29 protein-coding genes are annotated in these 26,250 nt (G+C 65.5%); 9 read left to right on the top strand and 20 right to left on the bottom strand.

Going from position 1 to position 26,250, the window contains the following annotated elements; all coding sequences use genetic code 11:
- Window positions 1-66 precede the first annotated feature (66 nt).
- Window positions 67-465, top strand: coding sequence for an MAPEG family protein (locus tag ACVWYP_RS10815; RefSeq protein ID WP_016842609.1), 399 nt, complete (start codon window positions 67-69; stop codon window positions 463-465).
- Between the two features lie 175 nt (window positions 466-640).
- Here ACVWYP_RS10815 and ACVWYP_RS10810 read toward each other — a convergent pair whose 3' ends face one another.
- Genes ACVWYP_RS10810 through ACVWYP_RS10800 form a run of 3 tightly spaced genes read right to left on the bottom strand, consistent with a single transcriptional unit; the run spans window position 641 to window position 4,496 of the window.
- The gene (locus tag ACVWYP_RS10810) at window positions 641-1,759 is read right to left on the bottom strand and encodes a nickel/cobalt transporter (protein WP_304498605.1); all 1,119 of its coding nucleotides are present in this window, start codon (window positions 1,757-1,759) and stop codon (window positions 641-643) included.
- Window positions 1,756-2,394 (bottom strand): DUF1007 family protein, encoded by a 639-nt coding sequence (locus ACVWYP_RS10805; RefSeq protein ID WP_304500218.1) that lies wholly within the window; start codon window positions 2,392-2,394, stop codon window positions 1,756-1,758. The genes ACVWYP_RS10810 and ACVWYP_RS10805 overlap by 4 nt, the downstream gene beginning before the upstream one ends.
- Before the next feature lie 14 nt (window positions 2,395-2,408).
- Window positions 2,409-4,496 (bottom strand): M3 family metallopeptidase, encoded by a 2,088-nt coding sequence (locus tag ACVWYP_RS10800; RefSeq protein WP_304498604.1) that lies wholly within the window; start codon window positions 4,494-4,496, stop codon window positions 2,409-2,411.
- A gap of 130 nt (window positions 4,497-4,626) precedes the next feature.
- Between ACVWYP_RS10800 and ACVWYP_RS10795 the strand changes: the two genes are divergently transcribed.
- From ACVWYP_RS10795 to ACVWYP_RS10770, 6 genes are all read left to right on the top strand, one after another.
- Window positions 4,627-4,887, top strand: coding sequence for a hypothetical protein (locus ACVWYP_RS10795; protein WP_028341358.1), 261 nt, complete (start codon window positions 4,627-4,629; stop codon window positions 4,885-4,887).
- Window positions 4,888-5,559: 672 nt separating this feature from the next.
- Window positions 5,560-6,702: a type III PLP-dependent enzyme gene (locus tag ACVWYP_RS10790; protein WP_016842601.1), complete on the top strand. Its 1,143-nt coding sequence runs from the start codon at window positions 5,560-5,562 to the stop codon at window positions 6,700-6,702.
- 130 nt (window positions 6,703-6,832) lie between these two features.
- Window positions 6,833-7,450, top strand: a complete 618-nt coding sequence (locus ACVWYP_RS10785) for a GNAT family N-acetyltransferase (protein ID WP_304498603.1) — start codon at window positions 6,833-6,835, stop codon at window positions 7,448-7,450.
- 11 nt (window positions 7,451-7,461) lie between these two features.
- A complete protein-coding gene (locus ACVWYP_RS10780) occupies window positions 7,462-7,629 on the top strand; it encodes a hypothetical protein (protein ID WP_162832417.1) in 168 nt (55 codons plus the stop codon).
- 91 nt (window positions 7,630-7,720) lie between these two features.
- Window positions 7,721-8,110, top strand: coding sequence for a RidA family protein (locus ACVWYP_RS10775; RefSeq protein ID WP_028332860.1), 390 nt, complete (start codon window positions 7,721-7,723; stop codon window positions 8,108-8,110).
- Between the two features lie 40 nt (window positions 8,111-8,150).
- On the top strand, window positions 8,151-9,593 hold the full coding sequence (locus tag ACVWYP_RS10770) for a homospermidine synthase (RefSeq protein ID WP_304500217.1): 1,443 nt from the start codon (window positions 8,151-8,153) through the stop codon (window positions 9,591-9,593).
- Window positions 9,594-9,723: 130 nt separating this feature from the next.
- On the opposite strand, the gene ACVWYP_RS10765 is transcribed toward ACVWYP_RS10770, so the two are convergent.
- The 10 genes from ACVWYP_RS10765 to ACVWYP_RS10720 form a co-directional block, all read right to left on the bottom strand.
- Window positions 9,724-10,464, bottom strand: coding sequence for an acetoacetate decarboxylase (locus ACVWYP_RS10765; protein ID WP_304498602.1), 741 nt, complete (start codon window positions 10,462-10,464; stop codon window positions 9,724-9,726).
- A 120-nt stretch (window positions 10,465-10,584) separates the two neighbouring features.
- Complete coding sequence (locus ACVWYP_RS10760) at window positions 10,585-10,917, bottom strand: hypothetical protein (RefSeq protein ID WP_092087548.1); 333 nt, start codon at window positions 10,915-10,917, stop codon at window positions 10,585-10,587.
- Between the two features lie 81 nt (window positions 10,918-10,998).
- Entirely contained in the window at window positions 10,999-11,715 is a 717-nt protein-coding gene (locus ACVWYP_RS10755; RefSeq protein ID WP_038384367.1) for an MgtC/SapB family protein, read from the bottom strand.
- Between the two features lie 98 nt (window positions 11,716-11,813).
- Window positions 11,814-12,833: a WD40 repeat domain-containing protein gene (locus ACVWYP_RS10750; RefSeq protein WP_304498601.1), complete on the bottom strand. Its 1,020-nt coding sequence runs from the start codon at window positions 12,831-12,833 to the stop codon at window positions 11,814-11,816.
- Entirely contained in the window at window positions 12,833-13,879 is a 1,047-nt protein-coding gene (locus ACVWYP_RS10745; protein ID WP_304498600.1) for a CobW family GTP-binding protein, read from the bottom strand. The genes ACVWYP_RS10750 and ACVWYP_RS10745 overlap by 1 nt, the downstream gene beginning before the upstream one ends.
- Before the next feature lie 56 nt (window positions 13,880-13,935).
- Complete coding sequence (locus tag ACVWYP_RS10740; protein WP_304498599.1) at window positions 13,936-14,808, bottom strand: metal ABC transporter substrate-binding protein; 873 nt, start codon at window positions 14,806-14,808, stop codon at window positions 13,936-13,938.
- A gap of 5 nt (window positions 14,809-14,813) precedes the next feature.
- Complete coding sequence (locus tag ACVWYP_RS10735) at window positions 14,814-15,683, bottom strand: metal ABC transporter permease (RefSeq protein WP_028341367.1); 870 nt, start codon at window positions 15,681-15,683, stop codon at window positions 14,814-14,816.
- Between the two features lie 5 nt (window positions 15,684-15,688).
- Entirely contained in the window at window positions 15,689-16,444 is a 756-nt protein-coding gene (locus ACVWYP_RS10730; RefSeq protein ID WP_304498598.1) for a metal ABC transporter ATP-binding protein, read from the bottom strand.
- 5 nt (window positions 16,445-16,449) lie between these two features.
- Complete coding sequence (locus tag ACVWYP_RS10725; protein WP_304498597.1) at window positions 16,450-16,641, bottom strand: hypothetical protein; 192 nt, start codon at window positions 16,639-16,641, stop codon at window positions 16,450-16,452.
- Between the two features lie 1,031 nt (window positions 16,642-17,672).
- A complete protein-coding gene (locus ACVWYP_RS10720; protein ID WP_304498596.1) occupies window positions 17,673-18,590 on the bottom strand; it encodes a LysR family transcriptional regulator in 918 nt (305 codons plus the stop codon).
- 343 nt (window positions 18,591-18,933) lie between these two features.
- Between ACVWYP_RS10720 and ACVWYP_RS10715 the strand changes: the two genes are divergently transcribed.
- Entirely contained in the window at window positions 18,934-20,247 is a 1,314-nt protein-coding gene (locus ACVWYP_RS10715) for an MFS transporter (RefSeq protein ID WP_304498595.1), read from the top strand.
- Window positions 20,248-20,268: 21 nt separating this feature from the next.
- Window positions 20,269-21,342, top strand: a complete 1,074-nt coding sequence (locus ACVWYP_RS10710) for a tartrate dehydrogenase (protein WP_028341372.1) — start codon at window positions 20,269-20,271, stop codon at window positions 21,340-21,342.
- A gap of 261 nt (window positions 21,343-21,603) precedes the next feature.
- On the opposite strand, the gene ACVWYP_RS10705 is transcribed toward ACVWYP_RS10710, so the two are convergent.
- The 7 genes from ACVWYP_RS10705 to ACVWYP_RS10675 form a co-directional block, all read right to left on the bottom strand.
- Window positions 21,604-22,368 carry a serine O-acetyltransferase gene (locus tag ACVWYP_RS10705; RefSeq protein WP_304498594.1) on the bottom strand — a complete coding sequence of 255 codons (765 nt, stop codon included), beginning with the start codon at window positions 22,366-22,368 and terminating at the stop codon, window positions 21,604-21,606.
- 153 nt (window positions 22,369-22,521) lie between these two features.
- Window positions 22,522-22,992 (bottom strand): DUF2852 domain-containing protein, encoded by a 471-nt coding sequence (locus tag ACVWYP_RS10700; protein ID WP_038384393.1) that lies wholly within the window; start codon window positions 22,990-22,992, stop codon window positions 22,522-22,524.
- 130 nt (window positions 22,993-23,122) lie between these two features.
- Window positions 23,123-23,824 carry a TetR/AcrR family transcriptional regulator gene (locus tag ACVWYP_RS10695; protein ID WP_304498593.1) on the bottom strand — a complete coding sequence of 234 codons (702 nt, stop codon included), beginning with the start codon at window positions 23,822-23,824 and terminating at the stop codon, window positions 23,123-23,125.
- Window positions 23,825-23,945: 121 nt separating this feature from the next.
- On the bottom strand, window positions 23,946-24,476 hold the full coding sequence (locus tag ACVWYP_RS10690; protein ID WP_304498592.1) for a dihydrofolate reductase family protein: 531 nt from the start codon (window positions 24,474-24,476) through the stop codon (window positions 23,946-23,948).
- Window positions 24,477-24,688: 212 nt separating this feature from the next.
- Window positions 24,689-25,054 carry a YciI family protein gene (locus ACVWYP_RS10685; RefSeq protein ID WP_304498591.1) on the bottom strand — a complete coding sequence of 122 codons (366 nt, stop codon included), beginning with the start codon at window positions 25,052-25,054 and terminating at the stop codon, window positions 24,689-24,691.
- 90 nt (window positions 25,055-25,144) lie between these two features.
- On the bottom strand, window positions 25,145-25,570 hold the full coding sequence (locus tag ACVWYP_RS10680; RefSeq protein WP_038384380.1) for a YciI family protein: 426 nt from the start codon (window positions 25,568-25,570) through the stop codon (window positions 25,145-25,147).
- A gap of 155 nt (window positions 25,571-25,725) precedes the next feature.
- The gene (locus ACVWYP_RS10675; RefSeq protein ID WP_304498590.1) at window positions 25,726-26,142 is read right to left on the bottom strand and encodes a YciI family protein; all 417 of its coding nucleotides are present in this window, start codon (window positions 26,140-26,142) and stop codon (window positions 25,726-25,728) included.
- Window positions 26,143-26,250 lie beyond the last annotated feature (108 nt).

The following is a 26,250-nucleotide window of genomic DNA, read 5'->3' as shown; positions in this document are numbered from 1 at the left end:
CGTTGCTCCAACCTTGTCAAGCCGAGTGCGGGTTGGCTACGTTCCCGTGCGGAATAAGGGGGAACCATGACGATCGCCGAATGGTGCGTCTTCGGGACGCTGATGCTCTCGCTGCTGACGATCGTATCGGTGAAGTGGACCGGCTTCCGCAGCTTCGACAATGCCAGGCCGCGCGATCCCGATTTCTACGACGACCCGATCCGCTCGCGGGCGCTCGGCGCGCACCAGAACGGCATCGAGGCCTTCCCGTTCTTCGCCTTCGCCGTGCTGCTCGCCGAATTCCGCGTCGGCCCGCTGCGGCTGATCGACGAGCTCGCTGTGCTGTTCCTGATCGTGCGGATCGCCTACGTCTTCACCTATATCGGCAACCGCCCGACGCTGCGCTCGATCCTCTGGAGCATCGGCTTCGCGATCAACATCGCGATCTTCCTGCTGCCGGCGATCAGGGGATATCTGACGAGTTGAGCCGCGCAGCTTCCCCGTTATCCGTCATCCCCGCGCAAAGGCTTCGCCTTTGTCGCTGGAGGAGCGCGCCCTTGCGCGCGTCTCGAAGGATGCACGGCCCGGCTGGTGGCCGTCGATCCTTCGAGACGCCTGCTGCGCAGGCTCCTCAAGATGACGGATTACCTGGAGTGGGGCTCTACAAACACGTCGCCCGCTCGGCCGCGACGTAGCCGAACAGCAGGCCGAGCCCGAACAGCAGCACGAGGCCCGCGGCGGCGAACTCCAGGCCGCGCATGATGACCATGCCGCCGCCGTCGCGCGCCGCGCTCAGCCGCTCCGCCACGCCGCGCGCCGACACCGCGACCAGCGCGATCGCCGCCACCGTGATGGCGGTGCCGAGCCCCATCACGAAGGTCGCGGCAATGCCGGCCCAGAACAGGCCCTGCGCCAGCGCGAACACCAGCACCAGGATCGCGCCCGAGCACGGCCGGATCCCGACGGTCAAGATCGCGCCGAGCCCCCGCCGCCAGCCGCCAGGACCGGCAAGCTCGGCCGGCGTCGGCCCGTGCGAATGGCCGCAATGCTCGTCATGGACGTGCCCCGCGTCATGCCCGTGATCGTGGCCGTGATGATGATGGCCATGATCGTCATGCGCGTGACGATGATGGTGATCACGGCCATGGTCGTGGTGATCGTGGTCATGATGGTCGTGATCGTGCTGATGCGCGCCGGCGATCGCCAGCGCCGGGCGCGGCATCTGCAGCGCGCGGAAGAAGCCGCCGCCCTTGACCCAGACCAGCCGGGCGCCGAACGCCGCGATCAGCGCGTAGCTTGCGATCTCGATCGCCTTCTCCGCCCCGCACATGGTCTTCGCGGTCGCGTTGAGCAGCCACGCGCAGATGCCCACGATGAGAACGGCGACCACCGACTGCATCAGCGCCGAGGCGAACGACAACACGATGCCGCGCCGCGCGGTCTCGCGGTTGGCGACCATGTAGGAGGAAATCACCGCCTTGCCGTGGCCGGGGCCGGCGGCATGGAAAATCCCGTAGGCAAAGGAGATCACGAGCAGCGTCCAGACCGCCGAGCCGTCGGATTTTGCGGCGCGGATGGTCTGCGATATCTCGCGATAAAACTCCGACTGTTTGGCCAAGAGCCAGCCGACCAGCCCGCCCTGCGGCTCGGGCGCACGCGGTGCGCCGAACGGATTTTGCGCCAGCAGCGCATGAACGGCGCCATCGAGCAGCGCAAATGCCGCCAGCACGGCAGCGGACACGGCGAGGCCGCGCATCATGCGCGAGACGATCGGCGTCATGGGCACTCCACCGAGACCTTGTTGGCGAACATCATGCCGAAATTACCGTTGCCACCGTCGAGAAAGGTCTGCTCGCCGAGTTTCTGCGCGGCGGCGGTGCCGTCACTGTTCGGCCGTTCGAACTGCATCTTGCAGTCCGCCGCGGCGCCGACCAGCTTGACCGGCTCCTTCGCGGCATACTGGAAGTCGATGAAATAGGTCGGGTCGAACACTTCGAGCGAGAGCTGCCTCGCCTTGAACGGCGTCTTCAGCGGCAAAGTGAAGTGCAGCGTCAGCGCCGAATCCTTGTATTCGAGGAAGTAGTCGACCGGTTCGGTGAACTTCTGCTTCTTGCCGTCGCCCTTGGCGAAGGTGAAGTAGGCGTATTCCTTCAGCGACTCGACGTTGGTCTGCGCCAGCGGCGCCAGCTCCTCGCGGCTGTAGGCACCCTTCACCTTGGTCTCGATGCCCTGCAGCGCATAGGTCGAGAACATGTCGTCAAAGGTCCAGGCGTGACGGACCCCCGTGATGGTGCCGTCGGGCGCGTAGATCAGCTCGCTCTTGGCAACGATCCAGACATGCGGATGGGCCTCGGCAGCCGCCGTGCCGAGCACGACGGACACCGCAAGCACGAGCCAGGCGATCAGGCGCTTCAACGACGGCCGCACCTTCAGGCCGCCTCAGGCGTCTCGAGCAGGCCGCGACGGCGCAAAAGCGCGTCCGGCTCGGGCTCGCGGCCGCGGAAGGCGACATAGGCCTCCTCCGGATCGCGCGAGCCGCCCGACGAATAGATGTCGTCATGCAGCCGCTTGGCGGTCGCGGGATCGAAGATGTCGCCGGCCTCCTCGAAGGCGCCGAACGCGTCGGCGTCCATCACCTCCGACCACATGTAGCTGTAATAGCCGGAGGCATAGTGGTCGCCGGAGAATATATGGCCGAACTGGGTCGGCCGGTGCCGCAGCGAGATTTCGGCGGGCATGCCGATCTTCTCCAGCTCCTTCTGTTCGAAGGCGCGGACGTCCCAGCTCGCCGCCGCCGGCTGGGTGTGGAATTCGAGGTCGACCAGCGCGGAGGAGACGAACTCCACGGTGGCAAAGCCCTGGTTGAACTTGCGTGCGGCGAGGAAGCGCTTGAGCAGGTCGTCCGGCAGCGCCTCCCCGGTCTGGTAGTGGCGGGCGAAGCGCTGCAGCACCTCGGGCCGCTCCTGCCAGTGCTCGTAGAGCTGCGAGGGCAGCTCGACGAAGTCGGTGAACACGCTGGTTCCGGACAGCGACGGATAGGTCACGTTGGACAGCATGCCGTGCAGGCCATGGCCGAACTCGTGGAACAGGGTCCGCGCATCGTCGGGCGACAGCAGCGACGGCGCGCCGTCGGCGCCCTTGGCGAAGTTGCAGACATTGATGACCAGCGGTGCGATGGCGCCGTCGAGCTTCTGCTGGTCGCGCAGCGAGGTCATCCAGGCGCCGGAACGTTTTGACGGCCGCGCGAAGTAGTCGCCGTAGAACAGCGCCTTGTGCTGGCCGTCGCGACCCTTGACCTCCCAGACCCGGACATCCGGATGCCACACCGGGACGTCCTTGCGTTCCTCGAAGGTGACGCCGAACAGGCGGGTGGCGCAGTCGAACGCGGCCTCGATCATGTGGTCGAGCACCAGATAGGGCTTGATCGCGGAATCGTCGAAATTGGCGCGGCGCTGGCGCAGCTTCTCGGCGTAGTAGCGCCAGTCCCAGGACGCCAAAGTGAAATTGCCCCCCTCCTCCGCGATCAGCGCCTGCAGCGCGTCGCGGTCGGCGAGCGCCCGGGCCCGCGCCGGCTTCCAGACCCGCTCCAGCAGGCCGCGCACGGCCTCCGGCGTCTTCGCCATGGAATCCTCGAGGCGGTAGGCGGCGTAGGTCGGGAAGCCCAGGATCTTGGCGGTCTCCTCGCGCAGCCTGAGGATCTCCACGATAGTCGCGTTGTTGTCGTTGGCGTTGCCATTGTCGCCACGCGCCGTGAAGGCCTTGTAGACCTTCTCGCGCAGATCGCGCCGCGACGAGCTTTGCAGGAACGGCTCGACCGAGGAGCGCGACAGCGTCACGATCGCCTTGCCTGGCATGCCGCGCTCTTCCGCCGCAGCCTTGGCGGCCGCCACAAATGTGTCGGAGAGGCCGGCGCGGTCGTCCTCGCCGAGCTCCATGGACCACTCCTGCTCGTCGCCGAGCAGATGGTGGCTGAACGAGGTGCCGAGATGGGCGAGGCGCTCGTTGATCTCGGCCATGCGGGCCTTCGCCGCATCGTCGAGGCCGGCGCCGGAGCGGCGGAAGCGGGTGTAGGTGCGTTCCAGCAGCCGCATCTGCTCGCCGGTCAGGCCCAGCGAGGCGCGCTTCTCGTGCAGCATGGCGATGCGGCCAAACAGCACAGCGTTCATCATGATCGGATTCCAGTGCCGCGCCATTCGGGGCGACACTTCCTTGTCGATCTCCAGGATCGCCGGGCTCGAATGCGCCGAGACCAGATCGTAGAACACCGCCGAGACCTTCGACAGCAGCTTGCCGGAGCGCTCCAGCGCCGTGATGGTGTTGTCGAAGTCGGGCAGCGCCGGATCGTGGGTGATCGCAGTCACTTCCGCCGAATGATCGGCGAAGGCCTGCTCGAAAGCGGGCAGGAAATGCTCCGGCTTGATCTCGGCGAAGGGCGGCGTCTCGAGCGGCGTCTGCCATGCCTTCAGGAGGGGGTTGGCCAAAGTCTCGACCTTGGCGTCTGCGCTGGTTCCTGACATCGAATGTCCCGTTTTTCGCCTTGAAAATGCTGCCCAATCTATATCATGCGATACGGCATTTTTGGGCCTTTTGCGCTTGATAGATGGGCACTTTTCGGAGAGATTGCGCCCCCTGAACAGGACCTATTCCATGACCATGCAGCCCTCCACCTCAGGCAACCGCACCATCGTCTGGCCGAGCGTCATCACCGTGATCTCGGCGGCGATCCTGATCGGCGCGGAAGTGTTCGGCGCGGCGTTCGCCGGCGGCTGGGCGCTCGCGATCCTGCTCGGACTCGACGATGTCGCCGCGCACATCCTGCAGGCGGTGCTGTTCGGCATCGGCGTCTTGATCATGATCGCCTTCATCCGCGCCGCGCAGCGCGTCGAGCCGTTCACGCGTCGCGCGTGAGCTTTGAGCGATTCAAGAAAGCGCTGCGGCACAGGGCTAAAACGCACACACGCTTCGTTAGTCATTCTTAACAGCCGTTCATCTTCAGCACCTCCGACGCGTGCTGCGCGCAACATCGCGAGCACGCGTTAGGGAAATTTGCCGCTATCGCAAAAAAATTCTTGCGCCGCGAAGTCAAAAGACTTATTTCCTGCCTTGCCCAATTTCGCACGTGCCTGTGGTCGTGTGTCAGTCGGTAGGTATCCGGACAAGAGGCCGGACAGCCGCCAAGGGGTGGAAGAACCGAGGGTCGCTTACGTCCATCAGGACACGAGGCGGCCAGCATCTCTCTCCAGGGATGCCGTTGAAGGTCTCACCACTCTTTGCAACCGTGACTGGCAGCCGGAGGCGAACCGGCGCACCCCGCTCTCAACGGGGGACGCGACTTAAAGCAACGACGGATCGGGCTTTTTTGGTCTCTACCGGCGGTCCAACGCCGGCCCGGGCTACTGAAAAGGCTTGTCCTTCATTGCCAGGTGAGCGGGCGGGAAACTCTCCCAACCAATCCACGGCAGCACAGTCTGGTTTGAGTCTCTTGGCCTCAACGCGCCTCCATCGCGCGATGTGGCCGAAGCGCTCTTACCCGACGTCACGTTGATGCGGATCCCGTCGCTGGGGCCGTTGGAGAGTGCCATGACTGAACGTATCCAGGAATTCCTGCGCAACCGCCGCCAGGATGGTCTCGACACCGAGCCGTGCCTCGTCGTCGACCTCGAAGTCGTGCGCGACAATTACCAGACCTTCGCGAAGGCGCTGCCGGACAGCCGCGTGTTCTACGCGGTGAAGGCCAATCCTGCGCCCGAAGTGCTGTCGCTGCTGGCCTCGCTCGGCTCCTGCTTCGACACCGCGACGGTCGCGGAGATCGAGATGGCGCTGGCCGCCGGTGCGACGCCGGACCGCATCTCCTATGGCAACACGATCAAGAAGGAGCGCGACATCGCGCGTGCCTTCGCGCTCGGCATTCGCCTGTTCGCGGTCGACTGCGCCGCCGAAGTCGAGAAGGTCGCCCGCGCCGCCCCCGGCGCCAAGGTGTTCTGCCGCATCCTCTATGACTGCGCCGGCGCCGAGTGGCCGCTGTCGCGCAAGTTCGGCTGCGACCCGGAGATGGCGGTCGAGGTGCTCGACCTCGCCAAGCGCCTGGGTCTGGAGCCGTGCGGCATCTCGTTCCATGTCGGTTCGCAGCAGCGCAAGGTGAAGGCGTGGGATCGCGCGCTCGCGATGGCGTCGACCGTGTTCCGTGACTGCGCCGAGCGCGGGATCAACCTCACCATGGTCAACATGGGTGGCGGCTTCCCGACCAAGTACCTCAAGGATGTTCCGCCGGTCCTGCAATATGGCCGGTCGATCTTCCGCGCGCTGCGCAAGCATTTCGGCAACCAGATCCCGGAGACGATCATCGAGCCGGGCCGCGGCATGGTCGGCAATGCCGGAATCATCGAGACCGAAGTCGTTCTGATCTCGAAGAAGAGCGACGAGGACGAGGTGCGCTGGGTCTATCTCGACATCGGCAAGTTCGGCGGTCTCGCCGAGACGATGGACGAATCGATCCGCTACGCCATCCGCACCCCGCATGACGGGGCGGACATGACGCCGTGCGTGCTCGCGGGCCCGACGTGCGACAGCGCCGACGTGCTGTACGAGAAGCTGCCGTATCCGCTTCCGGTGACGCTCGAGATCGGCGACAAGCTGCTGATCGAAGGCACCGGCGCCTATACGTCGACCTACTCGTCGGTGGCGTTCAACGGCATTCCGCCGCTGAAGACCTACCACATCTGACCCGCCTCCTTTTCGAGGCTCGATAAACCGGGAGCCGGCCCCGCCGGCTCCTCCCCGATCATTTTTGATCTTCCTGAACGACGCTTGCCGCGGCGTACGACATGCCGTTGCAAGCGGGGACTGACGTGCCATGACTGCAAAACGGAACACCCCCGTTGCCCTCATCCGAGATGCCGCCCCGTTCGCGATCCGTGCGGAGCGTGGCTCGGACGTCGTCGCACGCGAAGCGCTGCTGGATGCCTGCTTTGGCTGTAATCGCCATACGCGCACCTGCCAGCGCCTGCGCGACGGACGCGCGCCCGCCGAAGGCCTGAGCCTTGCGGCCGTGCGCCAGGACGGCCGGCTGGTTGGAACCGTGCGGTTGTGGCACGTCAGCGCGGGGGGCCGCAGCGCGCTGATGCTGGGGCCGCTGGCAGTCGACGACGACTGCCGCGGCCTCGGCGTCGGCGCCGCGCTGATGCAGCGTGCGCTGGCGGTCGCGAAGGCGCGCGGCCACGGCGCCGTGATCCTGCTTGGCGATGCGCCCTACTACGCCCGTATCGGCTTCACCGCGGCCAAGACCGGCGAGCTGTCGCTGCCTGGCACGTTCGAGCGCGAGCGGCTGCTCGGCCTCGAGCTTGTCGCGGGCGCGCTGGACGGCGCTTGGGGCATGATCACGCCGACCGGCGCGCCGCTGCCCGAGGCCAAGGCATCGCGGACGCGATCCCGGACCCCGAAGGCACCGCTCGCCGTGCCGCACGCGGCGTAAGGTGGGCCGTCATGTCGGAGCACCTCCCCATCACCGATGGCGCGCGCCCGCGTTGGCGCGGCCTCGTCACCACGGTCATGCTGATCCTGATCTCGGTGATGATCGTCAGGGATATCCTGGTCCGGCGCTGGACCGGCACGCCGCCATCGCCGCCGGACACCACGCTGCAGTCCCACTAGTGCCGGCCGCACCAGGCCTGAACCAAGGGGTTGCGCGGGCGGCAAAAATGCCCGTAAACCCCGCGCAAAGCCATTTTCAGTCGAGGTCCAGATGTCCCGCCGCCTGATTTCCACCGGCTCGCCCTTTGAGAAAACCGCCGGCTACAGCCGTGCCGTGATCGACGGCGACTTCGCCTTCGTCGCGGGAACCACCGGCTATGACTACGCCACGATGACCATGCCATCGGATGTCACGAGCCAGTCACGGAACTGCTTCAAGACCATCGAGGCCGCCCTCAAGGAGGGAGGCTTTGCGATGGCCGACATCGTCCGCGCGACCTACTACCTCACCGATGCCCGTGACGTGGATGCCCATTTCGCGGTCTGCGGCGAGGTCCTCGGCGACATCCGCCCGGCCGCAACGATGCTGATCGTCGCGGGGCTCTACAAGCCCGAGATGAAGGTCGAGATCGAAGTCACCGCGAAGCGTCGCAACCCCTGATCCACTCTATCCGCCGCTAGGCACTCTCCTGGAGAAAATGATGAGCCCCGCCTCGCAGATCTACGCGAAGATCACAGGTCCCATTGTCATGATCGGCTTCGGCTCGATCGGCAAAGGCACGCTGCCTTTGATCGAGCGGCATCTCGATTACGACAAGTCGCGCGTCACCGTGATCGACCCCAAGGACGAGGGCCGCAAGGCGCATTGCGAGAAGCACAACGTCAAATTCATCCAGAAGGCCGTGACCAAGGACAATTATCGCGACCTGCTGAGCCCGCTGCTCACTGAAGGCGGCGGCCAGGGCTTTTGCGTCAATCTGTCGGTCGATACCGGCTCGACCGACATCATGGAGCTCTGCAACGAACTCGGCGCTCTCTATATCGACACCGTCAACGAGCCCTGGCTCGGCTTCTATTTCGATTCCTCGAAGGGCCCGGAAGCGCGCTCCAACTACGCCCTTCGCGAAGTGACGCTGGCCGCCAAGAAGGCGCGCCCCGCTGGCTCGACGACCGCCGTCTCCTGCTGTGGCGCCAATCCCGGCATGGTCTCGTTCTTCGTCAAGCAGGCGCTGCTCAATGTCGCTGCCGATCTGAAGCTCAATGCCCCGAAGCCGAAGACCAAGGCCGAATGGGCGGACTTGATGCGGCAGGCCGGCGTGAAGGGCATCCACATCGCCGAACGCGACACCCAGCGCTCCAAGTCGCCGAAAGAGCCTGACGTCTTCGTCAACACCTGGTCGGTGGAAGGTTTCCTGTCGGAAGGCGTGCAGCCGTCCGAACTCGGTTGGGGCACCCATGAGAAATGGATGCCCGAGAATGCCCATACCCACGAAGCCGGCTGCGGCGCGGCCATCTATCTGATGCAGCCCGGCGCCAACACGCGCGTGCGCACCTGGTGCCCGACCCGCGGCGCGCAGTATGGCTTCCTCGTCACCCACAACGAGTCGATCTCGATCGCCGATTACTTCACGGTGCGTGACGCAGCGGGCACGGCGATCTATCGGCCGACCTGCCACTATGCCTATCATCCGGCCGACGACGCCGTGCTGTCGCTGCATGAAATGTTCGGCCGCGCAGCGAAGATGCAGGAAAAGCACCACATCCTCGACGAGAACGAAATCGTCGATGGCATCGACGAGCTCGGCGTCCTGCTGTTCGGCCATGACAACAATGCTTACTGGTACGGCTCGCAGCTCTCCATCGAGGAGACCCGCAAGCTCGCGCCCTATCAGAACGCCACTGGCCTGCAGGTGACGTCCGCCGTGCTCGGCGGCATGGTGTGGGCGCTGGAAAACCCGAACGAAGGCATCGTCGAGGCCGACGAGATGGACTTCGATCGTCTCTTGGAAATCCAGCTGCCGTATCTCGGCCCGGTGAAGGGTTTCTACACCGACTGGACCCCGCTGACGGATCGTCCGGGACTGTTCCCGGAAGATATCGACACCAGCGATCCCTGGCAGTTCAAGAATATTCTGGTGCGCTGACCCGAAAGGTCATCCCGGGATGCGCGCTCAGGCGCGCAGACCCGGGATCTCGAGATAGCTGCGCGAGATTCTCCGGTGCGCGAGTGCGCACCGCTGTTCATCGCTGGCGCGATGCCCCGGAATGACTTCGTCATCTCGCCATGTAGTCGAACGCGACCGAGCCGAGGCCGAGCGTCAGGTCCGCCTTGAAATGCAGCGCCGAGATCACCTCGCGCACCGGCAGGCGGGCGACGTCGCACAGCGCGTGCGGAAACAGCCCGAGAGCGGCGGGACCGGTCCAGGCCTCCTTCAGCGTGATGTCTTCCAGATGAAACCGCACCAGCTCGCAGATCCGCGGGCTGCCGTCGACATGCGGGATGATTTTCAGAATGAAGTTCGGCGCCGTCATCGATTTCAAGACGGTGTCGAGGTCGACCTTGCGGTGCTTGTAGCCCATGGTGGCGGAGGCGCAGAGCACCGAGCCGTAATGCAGCGAGCCGACCAGCACGTCGCTCTCGACCTCGATCCTGGGCTTTGCCAGCTTCTTCGGAAATCCCCACAGCTCGCGGCCGCCGGCGATCGGACCTTCATCGTCGAGATACATCGCGTGGGTGTAGGCACCCTCCTCGCCCCTGAAGCGAACCGGGATCACCTGCCCGGTCTCGGTGTAATCGCCGAAGCCGGTCGAGTCCGGCATGCGGATGAACTCGTACTTCACCACCGGCTCGGCGACCTCGAGCGGCTCCGGCACCACGGCGGCGAGCGCTTCCGGGTCGGTCTTGTAGGTGATGATGAAATATTCGCGGTCGAAGAACCGGTAGGGCCCCGGCGGAAACGACGGGTTGGTGAGTGGCATCGAATAGGCGGTGCGCCGGACGTCCTCGATCTTCATGGCAGGCCCCATCTGTCGTTGGCAAGACGACAGATTATGAAGGGCGTCGGCGGCGGAGGCGAGACCGTATAATCGGCAGTGTCCGTCAAATCCGCGTCACAATGCGAGCCTGCGGCGCGCTTACTTTTTCTCGATCGGCGGCGCGGTCTTCTCCGCGGGCGCGGGCGGCAGCACCGGCTTGGCGCCGGCCTTCCGTGCCTCATCGTCGGGACGCGCGGGCTGCGGCGCCGGCGTGGTCGGCCGCTCGCCGCCCGGCTTCGACTCGGCCGGCGGGGCCGTCTGCTGCGGCTCGGGCGTCGGCGTCGGTTGCAGCGGCTGGGTCGCCTGCGCGATCTCCTGCGGCGGGGCCGCATTGATCGCGTGTAGCGAAAGCACCGCGATCGCAACGCCCGCTGCCACCAGCGTCGAGGCGATCAGCATGTCGATTCGCAACCTGGTCCGATCCACAGCCATCTCGTTCACCTGCGCCTTGTCCGCGGGGTCAACGATCCGGCCACGGCATGGTTCCGAAGCGGCGTATGCGGGAACCGCGGCTCAATCCGTGGTGCTGACCTCCCAGGTCGCGTGCCGCACGCCGGGCTGATGCTGCAGGTCGACCACCACGGCGTTCAATTCGTTGGGCTCGACCGCGGTCGAGACCAGCGTCGCCACGATCTCGAGGAAGTCGTCGCCGGCCTCGACCACGTCGACATCGGCGACCGGATAGTTCGCGGCCTCCAGCTTCTCGACCAGGCGGTCGCGCATGTCGGGCAACGCCTCGGGAGTCACGGCGAGCTTGAAATAGTAGGTCGCCTCCGAGGCCTTCTCGTTCAGCGGGATGCGGTTGATGGCGTTGACCAGCGGACGCAGCAGCGTGTTGCCCGCGATCACGAACACGGTCAGCGCCGCCGCCTGCGCCACGAGGTCAGCACCGGCGCAGGAGCCGACCGCGGCCGAGGCCCACAGCGTCGCCGCGGTGTTGAGGCCGCGCACATCCATGCCCTGCTTCATGATGACGCCGGCGCCGAGGAAGCCGATCCCCGACACGACATAGGCGATCACCCGGACCGCGCCGTCGGCGCCGGCCAGGTGCATCGCGAGGTCGACGAAGGCTGCAGCGCCGACCGCGACCAGCACATTGGTGCGCAGGCCCGCGGTGCGCTGCCGGTACTGTCGCTCGGCGCCGATCAGGGTGCCAAACACAAAGGCCGTGGTCAGGCTGACCAGCGTGTCGATGAAGTCGGCGAGCTGGAACGTGGTGAGAAATCGCATGACGCTGCGGCCCCGGCGCGAGCTTCGTCTTTTGACGCGTTTTCTTCAGGCGAACCGGTACCCACTTCGCTCGAAAACGCTTCGTCTGCCGCGATCTCTTACAGTTCCACGATGCCCGCGTCACCATCTTCCGTGCCGAAGGCGAGCAGCGTGCCCTTGGCATTCCATCCGAGCGCCGAAACCGCCGTGCCGGCGTTCCGGCGCACCAGGATCTCGGCGCCGTCCTCGAGGCGGACCATCAGCACGGTGCCGTCGGCATAGCCGACCGCCATGATGTCGTTCTTCGGATGGCAGGCGACCACCGCGACCCGCGCCGGCATCGGCGCCAGCATCGCCGGCTCCTTGCCCATCGGCCCGTCCTTGCTGGTGAACGGCCAGACGATCACGGTATCGGCGCCCGAGGTCGCGAGCCCCTTGCCGCCGACGCTCCATGACATCGAGCGGACGCGGCCGGGATAGCCGCTCATCCGCATGTGCCGGTTGTCGGCGAGCCGCCAGCCATGCATCGCGGGCTCGTGCATCGCGGTGACGAGGAACTTGTTGTCCGGGCTGAACATGACGGCGAGATGCGAGCCGGCCCATTCCAGAAATTCCGGATTGGCCGCCATGTTGGGAAACCACAAGGTCACGCCGTTGTAATGCGCGATCGCGAGCCTCAGGCCCTTCGGCGCAAAAGCAAGCCCGCCGACGGTCGACGGCACCTCGAAGGTTTTCTCTTCGCCCTTGGGATTGCGCACGAAGGCGGTCTTGCCCGCCGACCACGCCACGGTGCCGTCGCTGTGCAGCGCGACATTGTCGATCCAACGCCGCTTGGCGTCGGTCGCAATGACAGAGGTCTCGCCCTTGGCGTCGATCGCGATCAGCTTGCCGTCGTCACCGCCGGTGACGAGCCGCTTGCCGTCGGAGGCGGCGCACAGGATGGCGCCGAAATGCGTCTCCGTCCGTGTGATCTCGCCGTCGGCGGTCGCGATCGCAACACCCTCCTCGGCGCCGACGAAGAACGCGCGGTCGCCAAGGAAATGCACCGAGCTCACCGCCGCGCCGAGCGGCAACGGCTTGACGCGGTCGGTGATCGAAACGATGGAAGAAGGGGCCTCGCCCGGATCGAACTCTTTCATCACGTGGTGATGCACTGCTCGAAGCCGTCGCGAATCGCCTGCTCGGGTAGTTCGCGACCGATGAACACGACGCGGCTCTCGCGCTTCTCGCCGTCCTTCCATTTCCGCTGATGGTCGCCCTCCAGCATCATGTGGACGCCCTGGAACACGTAGCGGTCGTCATCGCCGGTGAAGGCGAGAATGCCCTTCGAGCGCAGGATCTTCTGGCCCTCGGTGGCGACGAGGTTCTGCAGCCAGGGCATGAACTTGGTCGGATCGAGCGGCTTCTCCGAGCGCAGCGACAGCGATTGCATGTCCTCGTCGTGGTAGTGCTTCAAGCCATGGCCGTGGTCGTGATCATGATGATGGTGGTCATGGTGATGATGATCGTGATCATGGTCGTGATCGTCGCCGGCCTCGAGGAAATCCGGCTCGATCTCCAGGATGCGGTCGAGATCGAATGCACCGCGCTCCAGCACATCGGTCAGCCCGACCTGGCAACGCTCGGTGCGGTGCAGCTTGGCATAGGGATTGATGCCGCGGATGCGGGCTTCGACCTCGGCGAGCTCGGGCTTGGAGACCAGGTCGGTCTTGTTCAGCACGATGACGTCGGCGAACGCGATCTGGTTCTTGGCTTCCGGCGCGTCCTTGAGGCGGTCGCTCAGCCATTTTGCATCGGCGACGGTCACAACAGCGTCGAGCCGGGCGTTCTTCTGCACGTCCTCGTCGACGAAGAAGGTCTGCGCGACCGGCGCCGGATCGGCAAGGCCGGTGGTCTCGACAATGATGGCGTCGAACTTGCCCTTGCGCTTCATCAGGCCGTCCATGATGCGGACGAGGTCGCCGCGCACCGTGCAGCAGACGCAGCCATTGTTCATCTCGAATACTTCCTCATCGGCGCCAATGATGAGGTCGTTGTCGATGCCGATCTCGCCGAATTCGTTGACGATGACGGCGTATTTCTTGCCGTGGTTTTCCGACAGGATGCGGTTCAGCAGCGTGGTCTTGCCGGCGCCGAGATAGCCCGTCAGCACGGTCACAGGAATTTTTTGCGAAGCTTCAGCCATAACAACTCCGAAGGAACTTGAATCACGGCACTCAACCCGGCAAGGAGGCCCCTGCCCTAGTCGGCGAGCGCGCTGGTCAGGGCCTTTATATTGTGCCTGACCATATCAATGTAAGTGGGTGCATCGCCCTTTTCGGCCGTCAAACCGTCCGAATACAGGGTGCCGCCGATCCGGGCGCCGGTCTCGGCCGCGATCCGCTCGATCAGGCGGGGATCGCTGATATTTTCGAGAAAAACCGCCGGAATTTTCGCAAGCTTGATCTGGGCGATGATCGCGGCGATATCGCGCGCGCTGGGCTCGGAATCGGTGGACACGCTGAGCGGCGAGAAGAACGTGACCCCGTAGGCATCGGCGAAATAACCGAAGGCGCCGTGGGTCGAGATCACCTTGCGCCGCGCCTCCGGCACTTTCGCCACCGCCTCGTGCACCTCGCGGTCGAGCGCCTCGAGCTTGGCCAGATAGGCGTCGGCATTGGCCTTGAAGATCGCCGCCTGGTCGGGGGCCACGGCGATCAGCCCGTCGCGAATATTGACGACATAGATCTTCGCATTGGCTACGGATTGCCAGGCATGCGGGTCGTCATGGCCGCCCATTTTCCGTGGCATGATCCCCTTGGTCGCCACCGCGACCAACGCCTTGCTGCCCGAAGCCTGCAGCAGCCGCGGCATCCAGCCTTCGAAGCCGAGGCCGTTGATGACCACGAGCTTGGCGTCGGCGACCTTCTTGGCGTCTGCCGGCGTCGGCGCGTAGACATGGGCATCGCCGTCGGGCCCGACCAGCGCCGTCACGTCGACATTGTTACCGCCGACATTGCGCACCATGTCGGCGAGGATCGAGAAGCTTGCGACGACGTTGATGCGCTCCGCGGCGCGCGCCGGTCCGCTCGCCAGCAGCAGCGCCAGACCAATCAAACCGAACAATCGCAGCATCGTACTCACGCCTCGAGATGGCGGCCGGGAAACAACTGCCGCACCAGGCCGCTGACATTGCCGAACAGCAGCGACACAATATAGAGCCCCGCCGCGACCAGGATGATCGCGGGACCGGAAGGAATCCGGGTTTGGTACGACAGCACCAGCCCGGCATAACCCGACACAATCGCGCTCGCGACCGCGATGCAGATCATGGTGGTGATGTCGCGCGACCAGAACCGCGCGATGCCCGCGGGCAGGATCATCAGTCCGACCCCGAGCAGCGTGCCGAGCGCGTGGAAGCCGTTGACGAGGTTGACCACGACGAGTGCGAGGAAGGCGAGATGGGCCGGCGCGCCGGCCCGGCTCACGGTGCGCAAAAAGACCGGATCGACGCATTCGATCACCAGCGGGCGATAGATCACCGCGAGCACCAAGAGCGTAAGGGTGGCGTTGAACGCGATCACCAGCAGCGTCTGGTCGTCCATCGCCAGGATGTTGCCGAACAGCACATGCAGCAGGTCGATATTGGTGCCCTTGATCGAAACAATCGTGACGCCGAGCGCGAGCGAGACCAGATAGAAGGTCGCGAGCGAGGCGTCCTCCTTCAATTCGGTGGTGCGGGCGACGAGGCCCGCGAGCAGCGCCACGGCAAAGCCCGCGATCAGGCCGCCGGTCGTCATCGCGAACAGATTGAGCCCGGACAGCAGGAAGCCGATCGCAGCCCCCGGCAGGATCGCATGCGCCATGGCGTCGCCGACCAGGCTCATCCGCCGCAGCATCAGGAACACGCCGATCGGCGCACCGCCGAGCGACAATGCGATCACCGCCGCCAGCGCGCGGCGCATGAACTCGAATTCGGTGAAGGGCGTGACCAGCGCGTCGGATAGCATCGGCGTCAGGCGGCCCGCGAGCGTGGATCGGCGGCGCAGGCCGCGGCGCTGTCGTCGAACGCCTCGCACATTCGCATCGCGACCATCAGATTGTCGGCCGTCAGCGCCTCGGCGGTCGGTCCCCATTCCACCGGGCCGCGCGCCAGCAGCAGCGTCTCCGGGAAATTGTTGCGCACCATGTCGAGGTCGTGCAGCGCCGCCAGCACGGTGCGCCCCTCGCCGTTCCAGCGCTTCACCAGCGCCAGCAAGTCAGCTGATGTCTTGGCGTCGATGGCGTTGAAGGGTTCGTCGAGTACGATCAGGCGGGCGTCCTGCAACAGCACGCGCGCGAACAGCATGCGCTGGGTCTGGCCGCCGGAGAGCGTGCCGATCGGGCGGTTCTCGAAACCGTTGAGGCCGACCGCGGCGAGCGCCGCCAAAATCTTCTCGCGCGCGGCCCTGCCGATGCCGCCGAAGAAACCGGTCGAGCGCCACAGCCCGGTGCCGACAAAGTCGAACACCGAGATCGGGAAGCTGCGGTCAATGTCGGCAGACTGCGGCAGATAGGCGATGTCGCGATGATCCAGCCCGTCGAGATCGATCACGCCCGACAGCGGCTTGAGCACGCCGGCGATGCCGCGCAGCAGGGTCGACTTGCCGGCGCCGTTCGGGCCGATCACGGCGAGCAGCGCACCCGCCTCGACGGCACCATTGAGATGATGCACCGCCGGGTGGCGGTCGTAGCCGAGCGTGACGTCGCGGAAGGTAACAAGAGCAGCCACCGGTCTCACCTCATCGCCAGCCAGACGACCGCCCACAGGCCGGCGCTGACCGCGAGCGCCGCGAGCAGCCGGGCCGGCACGGGCATGCGCAGGATCGACCAGTGCGCGGCCTGCGCCGGATGCGCGTGCGGGCCGTGGCTGTGCCCGTTGGGGGCGTGGCCGTGATGGTGGTGGTCGTGGGTGTGCGTATGCGCCATGCAACGACTGTTATATTATAACATAACGCGAGTCTACAAACGAGGAACTCATGGCCGACCCGCAAAACCGGGGAGATTTGAGCCGCGGCTGGGGGGCAAGTCGTTTGTCTACCAGCTTGTCCATGAGAGCCAGACCCAAAGCTGCCAATTCCGTCACCCTGAGGTGCGAGCAGAGCGAGCCTCGAAGGGCGACGGCCCGGCTGGTGGCCGTGCATCCTTCGAGGCTCGCAAGAGCTCGCACCTCAGGATGACGGGATGTACTGGATCGCTTGGTCGAGCCGGGCGATGACAGCTTTAATGGTGACGCAGCTTCGCATTCTGGCGGCATGTTATCGATTGGCGCGTGCGGAAAATACCGGCGGAAGGCCTTCGGCGACGGAGAGTCAGCCCTTATGCGACCAGCACATAGACCAGCATGGCGGCGGTGATCGCCATCCAGACGAGCGAGAGGCGGAAATACAGCAGATCCCAATTCATGGGCGCGAGCGTACACGCCCGCGCTGACGCCAACCTTTCACCAGGTTAAGGCATCGCGGATTGATTCACTAAGCACGCCAGCGGAATGGATTGGTGGTTGGCACGCCGGAAGACACAGCTCCGGCCCTCAATTCAAGAACATGGCAATCGCCATGAGGATAACCGGGCTTAGCCCCATCAGCACGACAAACACGCTGTAAAGTAGGTTGCCCATAACGCCGCCCTACGTTGGAAGGGGAAGCTATGCCGGGAGGAACTCGGCAAGCCAGTGCAGTTTGTGCCAGCGGTGTTCGAGCTTTAGGAATTACCGAGTTATCTCCGTGGCTTAGCTTAATACCCCCGTAACATTACGGGGGCGACGCAGCTCAGGCAGAGAAAAGGGCGACGAGCGCCACCACCGCCAAAGCGGTAGCGACGCACCCTGCGATCATGACCCAGTCCTGACGCTTCGCCATGCCGGGCACGCTCACCCTGGCCGGCGCAGGTCGTGTTGACCTAGGTCAACCGGCCAAAATCATTCATCGGCCGTCGAGGCATCACGCAACGAAGCGCCCTCACGCCTCGCGCGCGTAACTCTTCAACCGTGCCTGGAGCACCGCGATCACCTGGTCGCGGACCGGATCGCGGGAGCCTTTGAGCCAGGCGGCGGCGAGCGGCAACCGGCCGGCGCTGCTGCCGCGCTTCAGGCGGAGCGGCACAAAGCGGACGCCGGGGATCGCCATCCGCGCGGTCCAGCGCGGCACGATGGCGACGCCGAGCCGCGCTGCGACCATGTTGACGATGGTCTGCTTCTCGTCGGCAATCTCCTGGATGCGCGGCGTCAGCCCGGCCTCGTCGAACAGTTTTGTCGTCAGATCGTGGCTGTGCGGCCGCGAGCGGCGCTCCGGCACGATCAAGGGCTGATCCGCGATGTCGGGCAGCACGATCTGCTTGCGCCGCGCCAGTGCGTGCTTGTGCGACAGCGCCACCACGGCGGTCTCCTGCAGCAGCGGGACAAACTCGATGCGCCGGTCGGGCCGCTCCGGCGGGCGCACGAACGCAAGGTCGAGCGCGCCCGACAAGAGCTTCGGCAGCAGGCGGATGGTCTTCTCCTCGAGCAGTTGCACCGCGACGTCCGGATAGGCGGCGCGAACGTCGCGCAGCAACGGCGGCAAGAGGCCGGCCGCGGCGCTGTCGATCGCGCCGATCCGGAAGCGCCGCGCCTGTGGCTTGCGCAGGCGGCGGCGAAAGCCGTTCTCGATCGCCTCGGCGCGGCCGAGCAGCGCGCGGCCCTCACGCAGCAGCACAGCCCCGTCCTCGGTCAACGACACCGCGCGCGTGGTGCGCGCGAACAGCCGCACCCCGAGATCCTCTTCCAAGAGCTTGATGTGGCGGCCCAGCGCCGACGGCATCATCTGCAGGCGCTGCGCCGCGCGGCCGAAATGCAGTTCCTCGGCAGCCGCGACGAAGCAGCGAAGCTGGTGCAGTTCCAAGACGTCGCTTCCTTATGCCCTGCGTTCGTCATGGCCGGGCTTGTCCCGGCCATCCACGTCTTTCTTTGCCGCCAAGACGTGGATGCCCGGCACAAGGCCGGGCATGACGCCAAGTGAGACCGGGCCCGATTATATCATTTTTTTGTATAAACCGGCGCGGGTTGAAGCGAAAGGGCGCGAGCTTCTAGGCTTTCCATTGGTGATGAATTCAGGTTGAGCTTCGGCCGCGAAGAAACTGCGCCCCCTCTCCCGCTTGCGGGGGAGGTGGAACGGAGACTACAGGCGCCACCTCAACCCCACATTCATCACGACGAAAAAGAACACGAACCCGGGGAAGAAGCCCATGGAAAGCGAGCTTGGCACGCGCGTATTGCGCAAGATCTCACTGCGCATCGTGCCGTTCATCATGCTGCTGTACTTCGTGGCCTTCATCGACCGCGTCAATATCGGCTTCGCCTCGCTGACCATGAACAAGGACATCGGCCTGTCGCCGACCGTCTATGGCTTCGGCGCCGGTATCTTCTTCTGGGGCTACTTCCTGTTCGAGGTGCCCTCCAACATCATCCTGCACAAGATCGGCGCGCGGATCTGGATCGCGCGGGTGCTGATCACCTGGGGCCTGGTCTCGGCGGCGATGGCGCTGGTGCAGGGCGCGACCAGCTTCTACGTGCTGCGCTTCCTGCTTGGCGCCGCCGAAGCCGGCTTCTTCCCCGGCATCATCCTCTATCTGTCCTACTGGTTCCCGGCGCGGCAGCGCGCCGCCGTCACCGCGCTGTTCATGGCGGCGGCGCCGCTCTCGACCGTGCTCGGCTCGCCGCTCTCAGGTGCGCTGCTGGAGATGGACGGAATGCTCGGCTTCAAGGGCTGGCAATGGCTGTTCGTGCTGGAGGCCGTGCCCGCCGTGCTGCTCGGCTTCGTCGTGCTGGGCTTCCTGACCGACCGTCCGGAGCAGGCCAGATGGCTTGCCGACGACGAGCGCGCCTGGCTGGTCAAGACCATGAAGGCCGAGACCGACGGCAAGGCCTCAACCGCGAGCCACAGCATCTGGCGCGGCCTCGCCGACCCGCGCGTGCTGGCGCTGGCGCTGGTCTATTTCGGCACCTCGGCCGGGCTCTACACACTTGGGGTGTGGGCGCCGCAGATCATCAAGGCGTTCGGCCTGTCGTCGATCCAGGTCGGCTTCCTCAACGCGGTACCGGCGTCAGTTGCCGTGATCGCGATGGTGTTGTGGGCGCGGCATTCCGACCGTAGCGGCGAGCGCACCTGGCACGTCGTGCTGGCCTGCCTGATAGCCGCGGCGGGACTTGCGCTTGCCGGGCTGTGGACCGGCCTTGCCGCCGTGATCGCGGCGCTGACGCTGGTCAATATTGGCATCTCCTCGTCGAAGCCGCCGCTATGGAGCATGCCGACCATATTCCTGTCGGGCTCGGCCGCCGCGGCCGGAATCGCCACCATCAACTCGATCGGCAATCTCGGCGGCTTCGTCGGGCCGGCGATGATCGGCTGGATCAAGGAACGCACCGGCAGTTTCGACGGCGGCCTCTATTTCGTCGCCGGCCTCCTGGTGCTCTCGGCCGTGCTCACGCTGCTGCTGTCGCGCGCGCAGAGCGCGCCGGCACAATCCGAACCGCAACCCAATCCCGTGCAAACCCGCTAAACATCGATCCGGAGACAACCCATGCGTACCCATTCCATCGCCGCCATCCCCGCCGACGGCATCGGCCCCGAAGTGATCTCCGCGGGCGTCCGCGTGCTGGAGGCGCTGGCGAAGCGCAGCGGCGACATCAGCTTCAACGTCAAAACCTTCGACTGGGGCTCGGACTATTACAAGAAGCACGGCGTGATGATGCCGGCCGACGGGCTCGCGGAGCTGAAGAACTTCGACGCGATCTATTTCGGCGCGGTCGGCGCGCCCGATGTGCCCGACCACATCACGCTGTGGGGCCTTCGCCTGCCGATCTGCCAGGGCTTTGACCAATACGCCAATGTGCGGCCGACCAAGATCCTGCCCGGCGTCGCCTCGCCGCTGCGCAATGTCGGCGTCGGCGATCTCGACTGGGTGATCGTGCGCGAGAATTCCGAGGGCGAATATGCCGGCATGGGCGGCCGCGCACACAAGGGCCTGCCGGAGGAAGTCGGCACCGAAGTCGCTGTCTTCACCCGCGTCGGCGTGACGCGGATCATGCGCTATGCGTTCCAGCTGGCGCAGTCGCGGCCGCGCAAATTCCTCACCGTGGTGACCAAGTCGAACGCGCAGCGCCACGGCATGGTGATGTGGGACGAGATCGCCGCCGAGGTGGCGAAGGACTTCCCCGACGTCACCTGGGACAAGATGCTGGTCGACGCCATGACGGTGCGGATGACGCTCAATCCGAGGAGCCTCGACACCATCGTCGCGACCAACCTGCACGCCGATATTCTCTCCGACCTCGCCGGCGCGCTCGCCGGCAGCCTCGGCGTCGCGCCGACCGGCAACATCGACCCGCAGCGCCGCTACCCCTCGATGTTCGAGCCGATCCACGGCTCGGCCTTCGACATCACCGGCAAGGGCATCGCCAACCCGGTCGCGACCTTCTGGACCGGTGCGCAGATGCTGGAGCATCTCGGCGAGAAGGACGCCGCGGCGCGCCTGATGGCGGCGGTGGAGAAGGTGTGCGCCGCCGGCGTGCTGACGCCCGACGTCGGCGGCAAGGCGACGACCAAGGAAGTCACCGACGCGGTGATCGACGCGATCCATGGGTCGAATGTGTGAGCGGGCGGTCGCTTCGCATCATGCAGTGAGGCGAGCACACTAGTAGGGCTCCCTCCCCCCTTGCGGGGGAGGGTTGGGGAGAGGGGTACCGCTTGCTCCGCACTCAGTTAGAGCGGCGACACCTGCTGCGCGCTGATGCAACGGCATCATCCACTCTGACACCACGCCCGGGGCCACCCCCTCTCCCCACCCTCTCCCGCAAGGGGAGAGGGAGCCTGAGAGTGTGCTCACCTCACTAAGCGCCGGCCGAGAGTGCTCACCTCACGAAAACGTCCCCGCCTCCGCGCAATTCGTTAGCCGCGCCGGCACGCCGACGGCGGTGCAGCCGGCGGGCACATCCGTCGTGACAAGCGCGCCGGCGCCGATCCTGGCGAAATCGCCGATCGAGAGATGTCCGATCACGGTGGCGCCGGCGCTGAGCAGCACGCCGCGGCCGATCTTCGGCGCGCGGCGCGGATCGTCCTGATGCCGCGCGATGGTGACGTTCTGCAGAATCGTGACCTCGTCGCCGACCGAGGCCAGCGCGCCGATGATGATGCCGGTGCCGTGATCGAGGAACACAGCGGTTCCGATCCGGGCCGACGGGTGAATGCTGATCTGCAACTGGTCCGCGGTGGCGCTTTGCATCATGAGCGCAAGGTCGGGGCGGTCCTCGCGCCACAGCCAGTTCGATACCCGCCACGCTTGCAGCGCGACGAAGCCCTTGAAGTTGAGCAGCGGCGGCAGGAAGCCCGTGATCGCCGGATCACGGCGCACGATGGCTGTGAGATCGGTGGCCGCGGCATCGACCAGCGCGGGCTCGGCCGCATAGGCTTCGCGGGCCGCGCGCATGAACTGCGCACGATCCTCTTCCGCGCGGCCGATATGCCGGCCGATCAAAAAGGCGAGCGCACCGCCGAGGTCGCCCTGATCGAGGATGAAGGCGGAAGACGCCTCGAGAAACGGATCAGCCGCGATCGCGGCTGCCGCTTCGCGCCGGATCGCAAGCCAGAGGTCGCCAGCCGTCACAGTCACCGATCCCGCCATGGTCTTCACCTCATCGTCCGGATCCCAAACGATAGAGTGGGCGTCACCATCCCAAAATGCAAACCGCCCGCTTGCTCATCGCAAACGGGCGGCTCAGGGCCATCAGGTTCTATGGGGGCACATCGCCTGAAGGCTAGCTGTTGCCTCGCGTGATCAGCTCTGCGGCGGCTGGTCGGTCGGCGGGGTCGGACGGGTCTTGTGCTGCGCCATGAAGGCGTCGAACTCTTCCTTGTCCTTGGCGTGGCGCAGGCGATCGAGGAAGTTCTTGAACTCGACCTGCTCCTCCTCGAGACGGCGCAGCGTGTCCTGACGGTACTCGTCGAAGGCGCGGTTGCCGCTGGAAGGCGGACCGAAGCCGCCGAACGGGAAGCCGCGGCGCTCCATGCGGCTCTTCATCCGCTCCATCTTGTTCTGCCAGCGATCCATGTCGTTGTGACTCCAACAGGCCATCTTTCTGCTCCCGAGTGTGAAAAAGAGAAGGGCGAGGCCGATCGGCCACCAGATCATGAAGCCGAGGATGATCCCGGCGATCTTCAGGGGATGCCACGGCGTCGCGTAGAAGTAGGGACGGTAGGGCTCTTCGACGGGGCCGCGCCAGCGATTGACATCAGCGGTGTAGGCCATTTCCTTCTCCATCACGGCATCACGCCGTTGTGAATGTAAATAACATTTACATAGGTAGCCGATCCCTTGGGAAAGTCAAGCAGCGCGGATGACGCACCCTTCGGATTATTTTTGGCTCTGCCGTTGAACCTTATTTCGGCTTGCCCCACGGACCGGCCGGCTTTTCGTCGGCGGCCGCGGTTCCAGGCCTGCGGTCGGTCGGGAAGCCCAGCCCGCGCAGATAGATCAGCACTTCGGCCTCGAGCAGGTCCTCCGGCGACATCGGCAGCTTGCGCCGCGCGGCATCGCCGCGGCCGAACAGCGAGGCGACACCGTGCGACATCGCCCAGATGTGCAGCGCCATCATCATCGCCGGCGGACGCGGCATGCCGGGCGGCGCCAGTGCCGCGAGCCGTTCGGCGGCGGCGCGGATGATCGCAAAGGCGCGCTCGCTCGCGGCCATCAGGGTCGGATTGGAATCGACCGGCAGGCCGGATTCGAACATCGCCGAATAGAACGCGGGTTCCTCGCGGGCGAAGGCCAGATAGGCCTTGCCGACGCGCTCGAACGCCGTGACGGTGTCGGGGCGGCCGTCGTCCCAGGCCTGCGTCAGCAGCGATTCGAACTGCTCGAAGCCGCGTTGCGCGATGCTGGCGATCAACTCGTCACGGTCGCGGAAGTGGCGGTACGGCGCGGCGGGGCTGACGCCGGCCATCCGCGCGGCATCGGCGAAGGTGAAGCCGGCCGGCCCCTTCTTCGAGATCAGGTCGAGGGCGGCCTGCAGCAACGCCTCTTTGAGATTGCCGTGATGATAGCCGCGCTCGGCGCGGCCTTGGTCCTTGCGCCAGCTCATGTGAACGGCTTTTACATGAGCCGGCGGTAAAGGTCACTAGCGGGCGGCGGCGCGTCAATCAAGATTAACGGACCAGTCAGTCAGGGGGCTTCCGCGCAACGCCGTCAGGCGCGTTGCATGACTAGGCGGGGACGTAGGTCAACCTGATCGTGTTCTCGCCTATCCGATCGCTTGCCACCAGGCGGAGCGGCGCGCGGGGCCCGACGAAGAATGGCTTGCCGTGCCCGAGTACGATGGGCCGGAGGTACAGTCGATACTCGTCAATCAGGCCAAGCTCGGTCAGACTCCCCGCCAGGTCCGGCCCGGCGACTTCGATCTCCCCGTCGAGCCGGGCCTTCAGCCCGCGCACCGCCGCCTCAAGGTCCCCCTCGACCAGTGTCGCGTTGGGTCCGACGGATTTGAGCGAGCGCGACACGACCCACTTTGGCCGTCTCCGCCACGCTGCCGCATAGTCGCACTCCTCCGCATCCCAATCAGGAAGGTCGTCGTCCCAATACCGCATCACCTCGTACATGCGACGGCCATACAACATGCCGGCCACGCCGCGCACCTGCTCGATGAAATGACGAAAGAGCCCGGTGTCCGGCACCATCGCCTGATGATCGACATAGCCGTCGAGCGACTGGTTCAGTCCGAAGACGAGCGTCGCCATGGCGCAAGACCTCCACTTCAGGGCTTTCAGATTTGCTCGAGCCGGCGTGACCTGACTCGTCAATGGCGAGCGGAGGCCCTCTCCGCGAGTTACGCAGTGGAGAGGGCCTCCATCCGCCGCGTTGCGCGCGACGACCTAAGAGCGAGCTTCGCTCGTCTCGACCCCCGCGCGCGGGAGAGGTTCAGGGAGCCCATGATCTGAAACGATTTTGCCTATCGCCCCGGGATCGGCAGCACCGGCATGATCTCCACGGCTTCGCCCGGGAAGATCGAAAAATGCGGATGGTTCTCGAACAGCTTTGCCGCCGCTTCATGCGAGGGCGCGCGCAACACGGTGAAGCCGGTCATCAGATTGGCGATGTCGGTGACGCCGCCCTGCCCGACCTTCTTGGTCTTGCCGAGCGGTCCGCCCATCTCGACGATCACGTCATGGTGCTTCTCGACCCAGGCGCCCCAGGCCGCCATGCCCTGCTGCTCCTTGGCGCGCCGTTCGGCCTCGGGCAGCGCGTTCCAGGCGGCCATGCGCGAGCCGGTGCTGCCGCCACCGAGATAGACGGCGAGGAAGGTGTTGGTGCTCATCTTGCGTCTCCATTGTAGTTGTTGCTGGTTGACGATGGTTAGTGATGCGATGCCGCCCTGCGGCGGCATCGCGACTTGGATCATGCGGTGTCAGCGCAGCGCCTTGCCCCAGCCGCCCTGCGGATGCTCGAAGGTCGCGGCCGCCTGCTGCACCTCTTCGGAGAAATCGGCCATCTCCTGCACCTGGCGGATCTCGATCATCTCGTTCGCGGTGGCCGGGCATTTCCTGGCCCATTCGATTGCCTCGGCGCGCGAGGCGACCTCGATCATCCAGAAGCCGCCGATCACTTCCTTGGCCTCGGTGAACGGGCCGTCGATCACGACCGGCATGCCGGTGTCGAACTTGACGCGCGCGCCGGCAGCCGGCGGATGCAGGCCTTCCAGCGTGATCAGCACGCCGGCGTCCTTCAGCGCCTGATTGTACCGCATCATCGCGGCGACCCGTTCGGGGTCGAGTTCGAGCTTGGCCGGCGCGGACTCGTAGCCGAGCGGGATCATCAGCATCATGAAGCGCATTGGTCGGATTTCCTTGCCTGTTGAATCACTCGCAATCTTCACCCTCGTCATGCCGGGAAGCCCCACACGGCGCCGGCCCGGAATCCACGACTTGCGACGGAGATCATGTATTCGGAGCGCATCGCCGGCGCGATATCGCGGAATGACGTCGGGTGTCATTTCCTGCCCACCTGTGCGCGCAGGCGCTCTCCCCGCTCGCGCAGCTCGGGCGTCAGCGCCTCGCCGAAATCCTCCGCGGCAAACACCTGGCGGATTTCGATCTCGGAGCCGACGTCGAACGGCGCGCGCTTCATCCAGTCGATCGCTTCATCGAGCGACTTGGTCTCGATCAGCCAGAAGCCGCAGACGAGATCGCCGGTCAGGCTGAACGGTCCGTGGCTCACGGTGCTCTGCGCGCCGGCATATTTGACCCGCGCGCCCTTGTTGGTCGGGTGCAGGCCCTCGCCGGCCTGCATGACGCCGGCCTTGACCATCTCCTCGTTGAATTTGCCCATCGCGGCGAGCAGTTCGGTGCTCGGCATCACGCCGGCCTCGGTATCCCTGCTCGCCTTCACGATCACCATGAACTTCATCGTCCTGCTCCGTTGTCTTGTTCAGCTGCTTTGCCGGTATCTCCGGTGCTCGTCTCAAGGACGACGCGGGGCTTGCCACGCCGACAGGGTTTGCGAAATTATTTCGGA

This window comes from Bradyrhizobium sp. USDA 3262 (assembly GCF_054060035.1).
Note: the sequence above shows the minus strand (reverse complement) of the source record. Positions and strands in the feature narration are given on the sequence as shown.

Excerpts from the sequence above, each read along its gene's own strand:
- ACVWYP_RS10760 (WP_092087548.1), bottom strand. The coding sequence starts at position 10,917 with ATGGCTGTGGATCGGACCAGGTTGCGAATCGACATGCTGATCGCCTCG.
- ACVWYP_RS10710 (WP_028341372.1), top strand. The coding sequence starts at position 20,269 with ATGCGTACCCATTCCATCGCCGCCATCCCCGCCGACGGCATCGGCCCC.
- ACVWYP_RS10725 (WP_304498597.1), bottom strand. The coding sequence starts at position 16,641 with ATGGCGCATACGCACACCCACGACCACCACCATCACGGCCACGCCCCC.
- ACVWYP_RS10795 (WP_028341358.1), top strand. The coding sequence starts at position 4,627 with ATGACCATGCAGCCCTCCACCTCAGGCAACCGCACCATCGTCTGGCCG.
- ACVWYP_RS10790 (WP_016842601.1), top strand. The coding sequence starts at position 5,560 with ATGACTGAACGTATCCAGGAATTCCTGCGCAACCGCCGCCAGGATGGT.
- ACVWYP_RS10810 (WP_304498605.1), bottom strand. The coding sequence starts at position 1,759 with ATGACGCCGATCGTCTCGCGCATGATGCGCGGCCTCGCCGTGTCCGCT.
- ACVWYP_RS10735 (WP_028341367.1), bottom strand. The coding sequence starts at position 15,683 with ATGCTATCCGACGCGCTGGTCACGCCCTTCACCGAATTCGAGTTCATG.
- ACVWYP_RS10750 (WP_304498601.1), bottom strand. The coding sequence starts at position 12,833 with ATGAAAGAGTTCGATCCGGGCGAGGCCCCTTCTTCCATCGTTTCGATC.
- ACVWYP_RS10800 (WP_304498604.1), bottom strand. The coding sequence starts at position 4,496 with ATGTCAGGAACCAGCGCAGACGCCAAGGTCGAGACTTTGGCCAACCCC.
- ACVWYP_RS10740 (WP_304498599.1), bottom strand. The coding sequence starts at position 14,808 with ATGCTGCGATTGTTCGGTTTGATTGGTCTGGCGCTGCTGCTGGCGAGC.
- ACVWYP_RS10780 (WP_162832417.1), top strand. The coding sequence starts at position 7,462 with ATGTCGGAGCACCTCCCCATCACCGATGGCGCGCGCCCGCGTTGGCGC.
- ACVWYP_RS10715 (WP_304498595.1), top strand. The coding sequence starts at position 18,934 with ATGGAAAGCGAGCTTGGCACGCGCGTATTGCGCAAGATCTCACTGCGC.
- ACVWYP_RS10675 (WP_304498590.1), bottom strand. The coding sequence starts at position 26,142 with ATGAAGTTCATGGTGATCGTGAAGGCGAGCAGGGATACCGAGGCCGGC.
- ACVWYP_RS10745 (WP_304498600.1), bottom strand. The coding sequence starts at position 13,879 with ATGGCTGAAGCTTCGCAAAAAATTCCTGTGACCGTGCTGACGGGCTAT.
- ACVWYP_RS10705 (WP_304498594.1), bottom strand. The coding sequence starts at position 22,368 with ATGGCGGGATCGGTGACTGTGACGGCTGGCGACCTCTGGCTTGCGATC.
- ACVWYP_RS10815 (WP_016842609.1), top strand. The coding sequence starts at position 67 with ATGACGATCGCCGAATGGTGCGTCTTCGGGACGCTGATGCTCTCGCTG.
- ACVWYP_RS10770 (WP_304500217.1), top strand. The coding sequence starts at position 8,151 with ATGAGCCCCGCCTCGCAGATCTACGCGAAGATCACAGGTCCCATTGTC.
- ACVWYP_RS10765 (WP_304498602.1), bottom strand. The coding sequence starts at position 10,464 with ATGAAGATCGAGGACGTCCGGCGCACCGCCTATTCGATGCCACTCACC.
- ACVWYP_RS10685 (WP_304498591.1), bottom strand. The coding sequence starts at position 25,054 with ATGAGCACCAACACCTTCCTCGCCGTCTATCTCGGTGGCGGCAGCACC.
- ACVWYP_RS10755 (WP_038384367.1), bottom strand. The coding sequence starts at position 11,715 with ATGCGATTTCTCACCACGTTCCAGCTCGCCGACTTCATCGACACGCTG.
- ACVWYP_RS10775 (WP_028332860.1), top strand. The coding sequence starts at position 7,721 with ATGTCCCGCCGCCTGATTTCCACCGGCTCGCCCTTTGAGAAAACCGCC.
- ACVWYP_RS10680 (WP_038384380.1), bottom strand. The coding sequence starts at position 25,570 with ATGCGCTTCATGATGCTGATGATCCCGCTCGGCTACGAGTCCGCGCCG.
- ACVWYP_RS10785 (WP_304498603.1), top strand. The coding sequence starts at position 6,833 with ATGACTGCAAAACGGAACACCCCCGTTGCCCTCATCCGAGATGCCGCC.
- ACVWYP_RS10690 (WP_304498592.1), bottom strand. The coding sequence starts at position 24,476 with ATGGCGACGCTCGTCTTCGGACTGAACCAGTCGCTCGACGGCTATGTC.
- ACVWYP_RS10695 (WP_304498593.1), bottom strand. The coding sequence starts at position 23,824 with ATGAGCTGGCGCAAGGACCAAGGCCGCGCCGAGCGCGGCTATCATCAC.
- ACVWYP_RS10700 (WP_038384393.1), bottom strand. The coding sequence starts at position 22,992 with ATGGCCTACACCGCTGATGTCAATCGCTGGCGCGGCCCCGTCGAAGAG.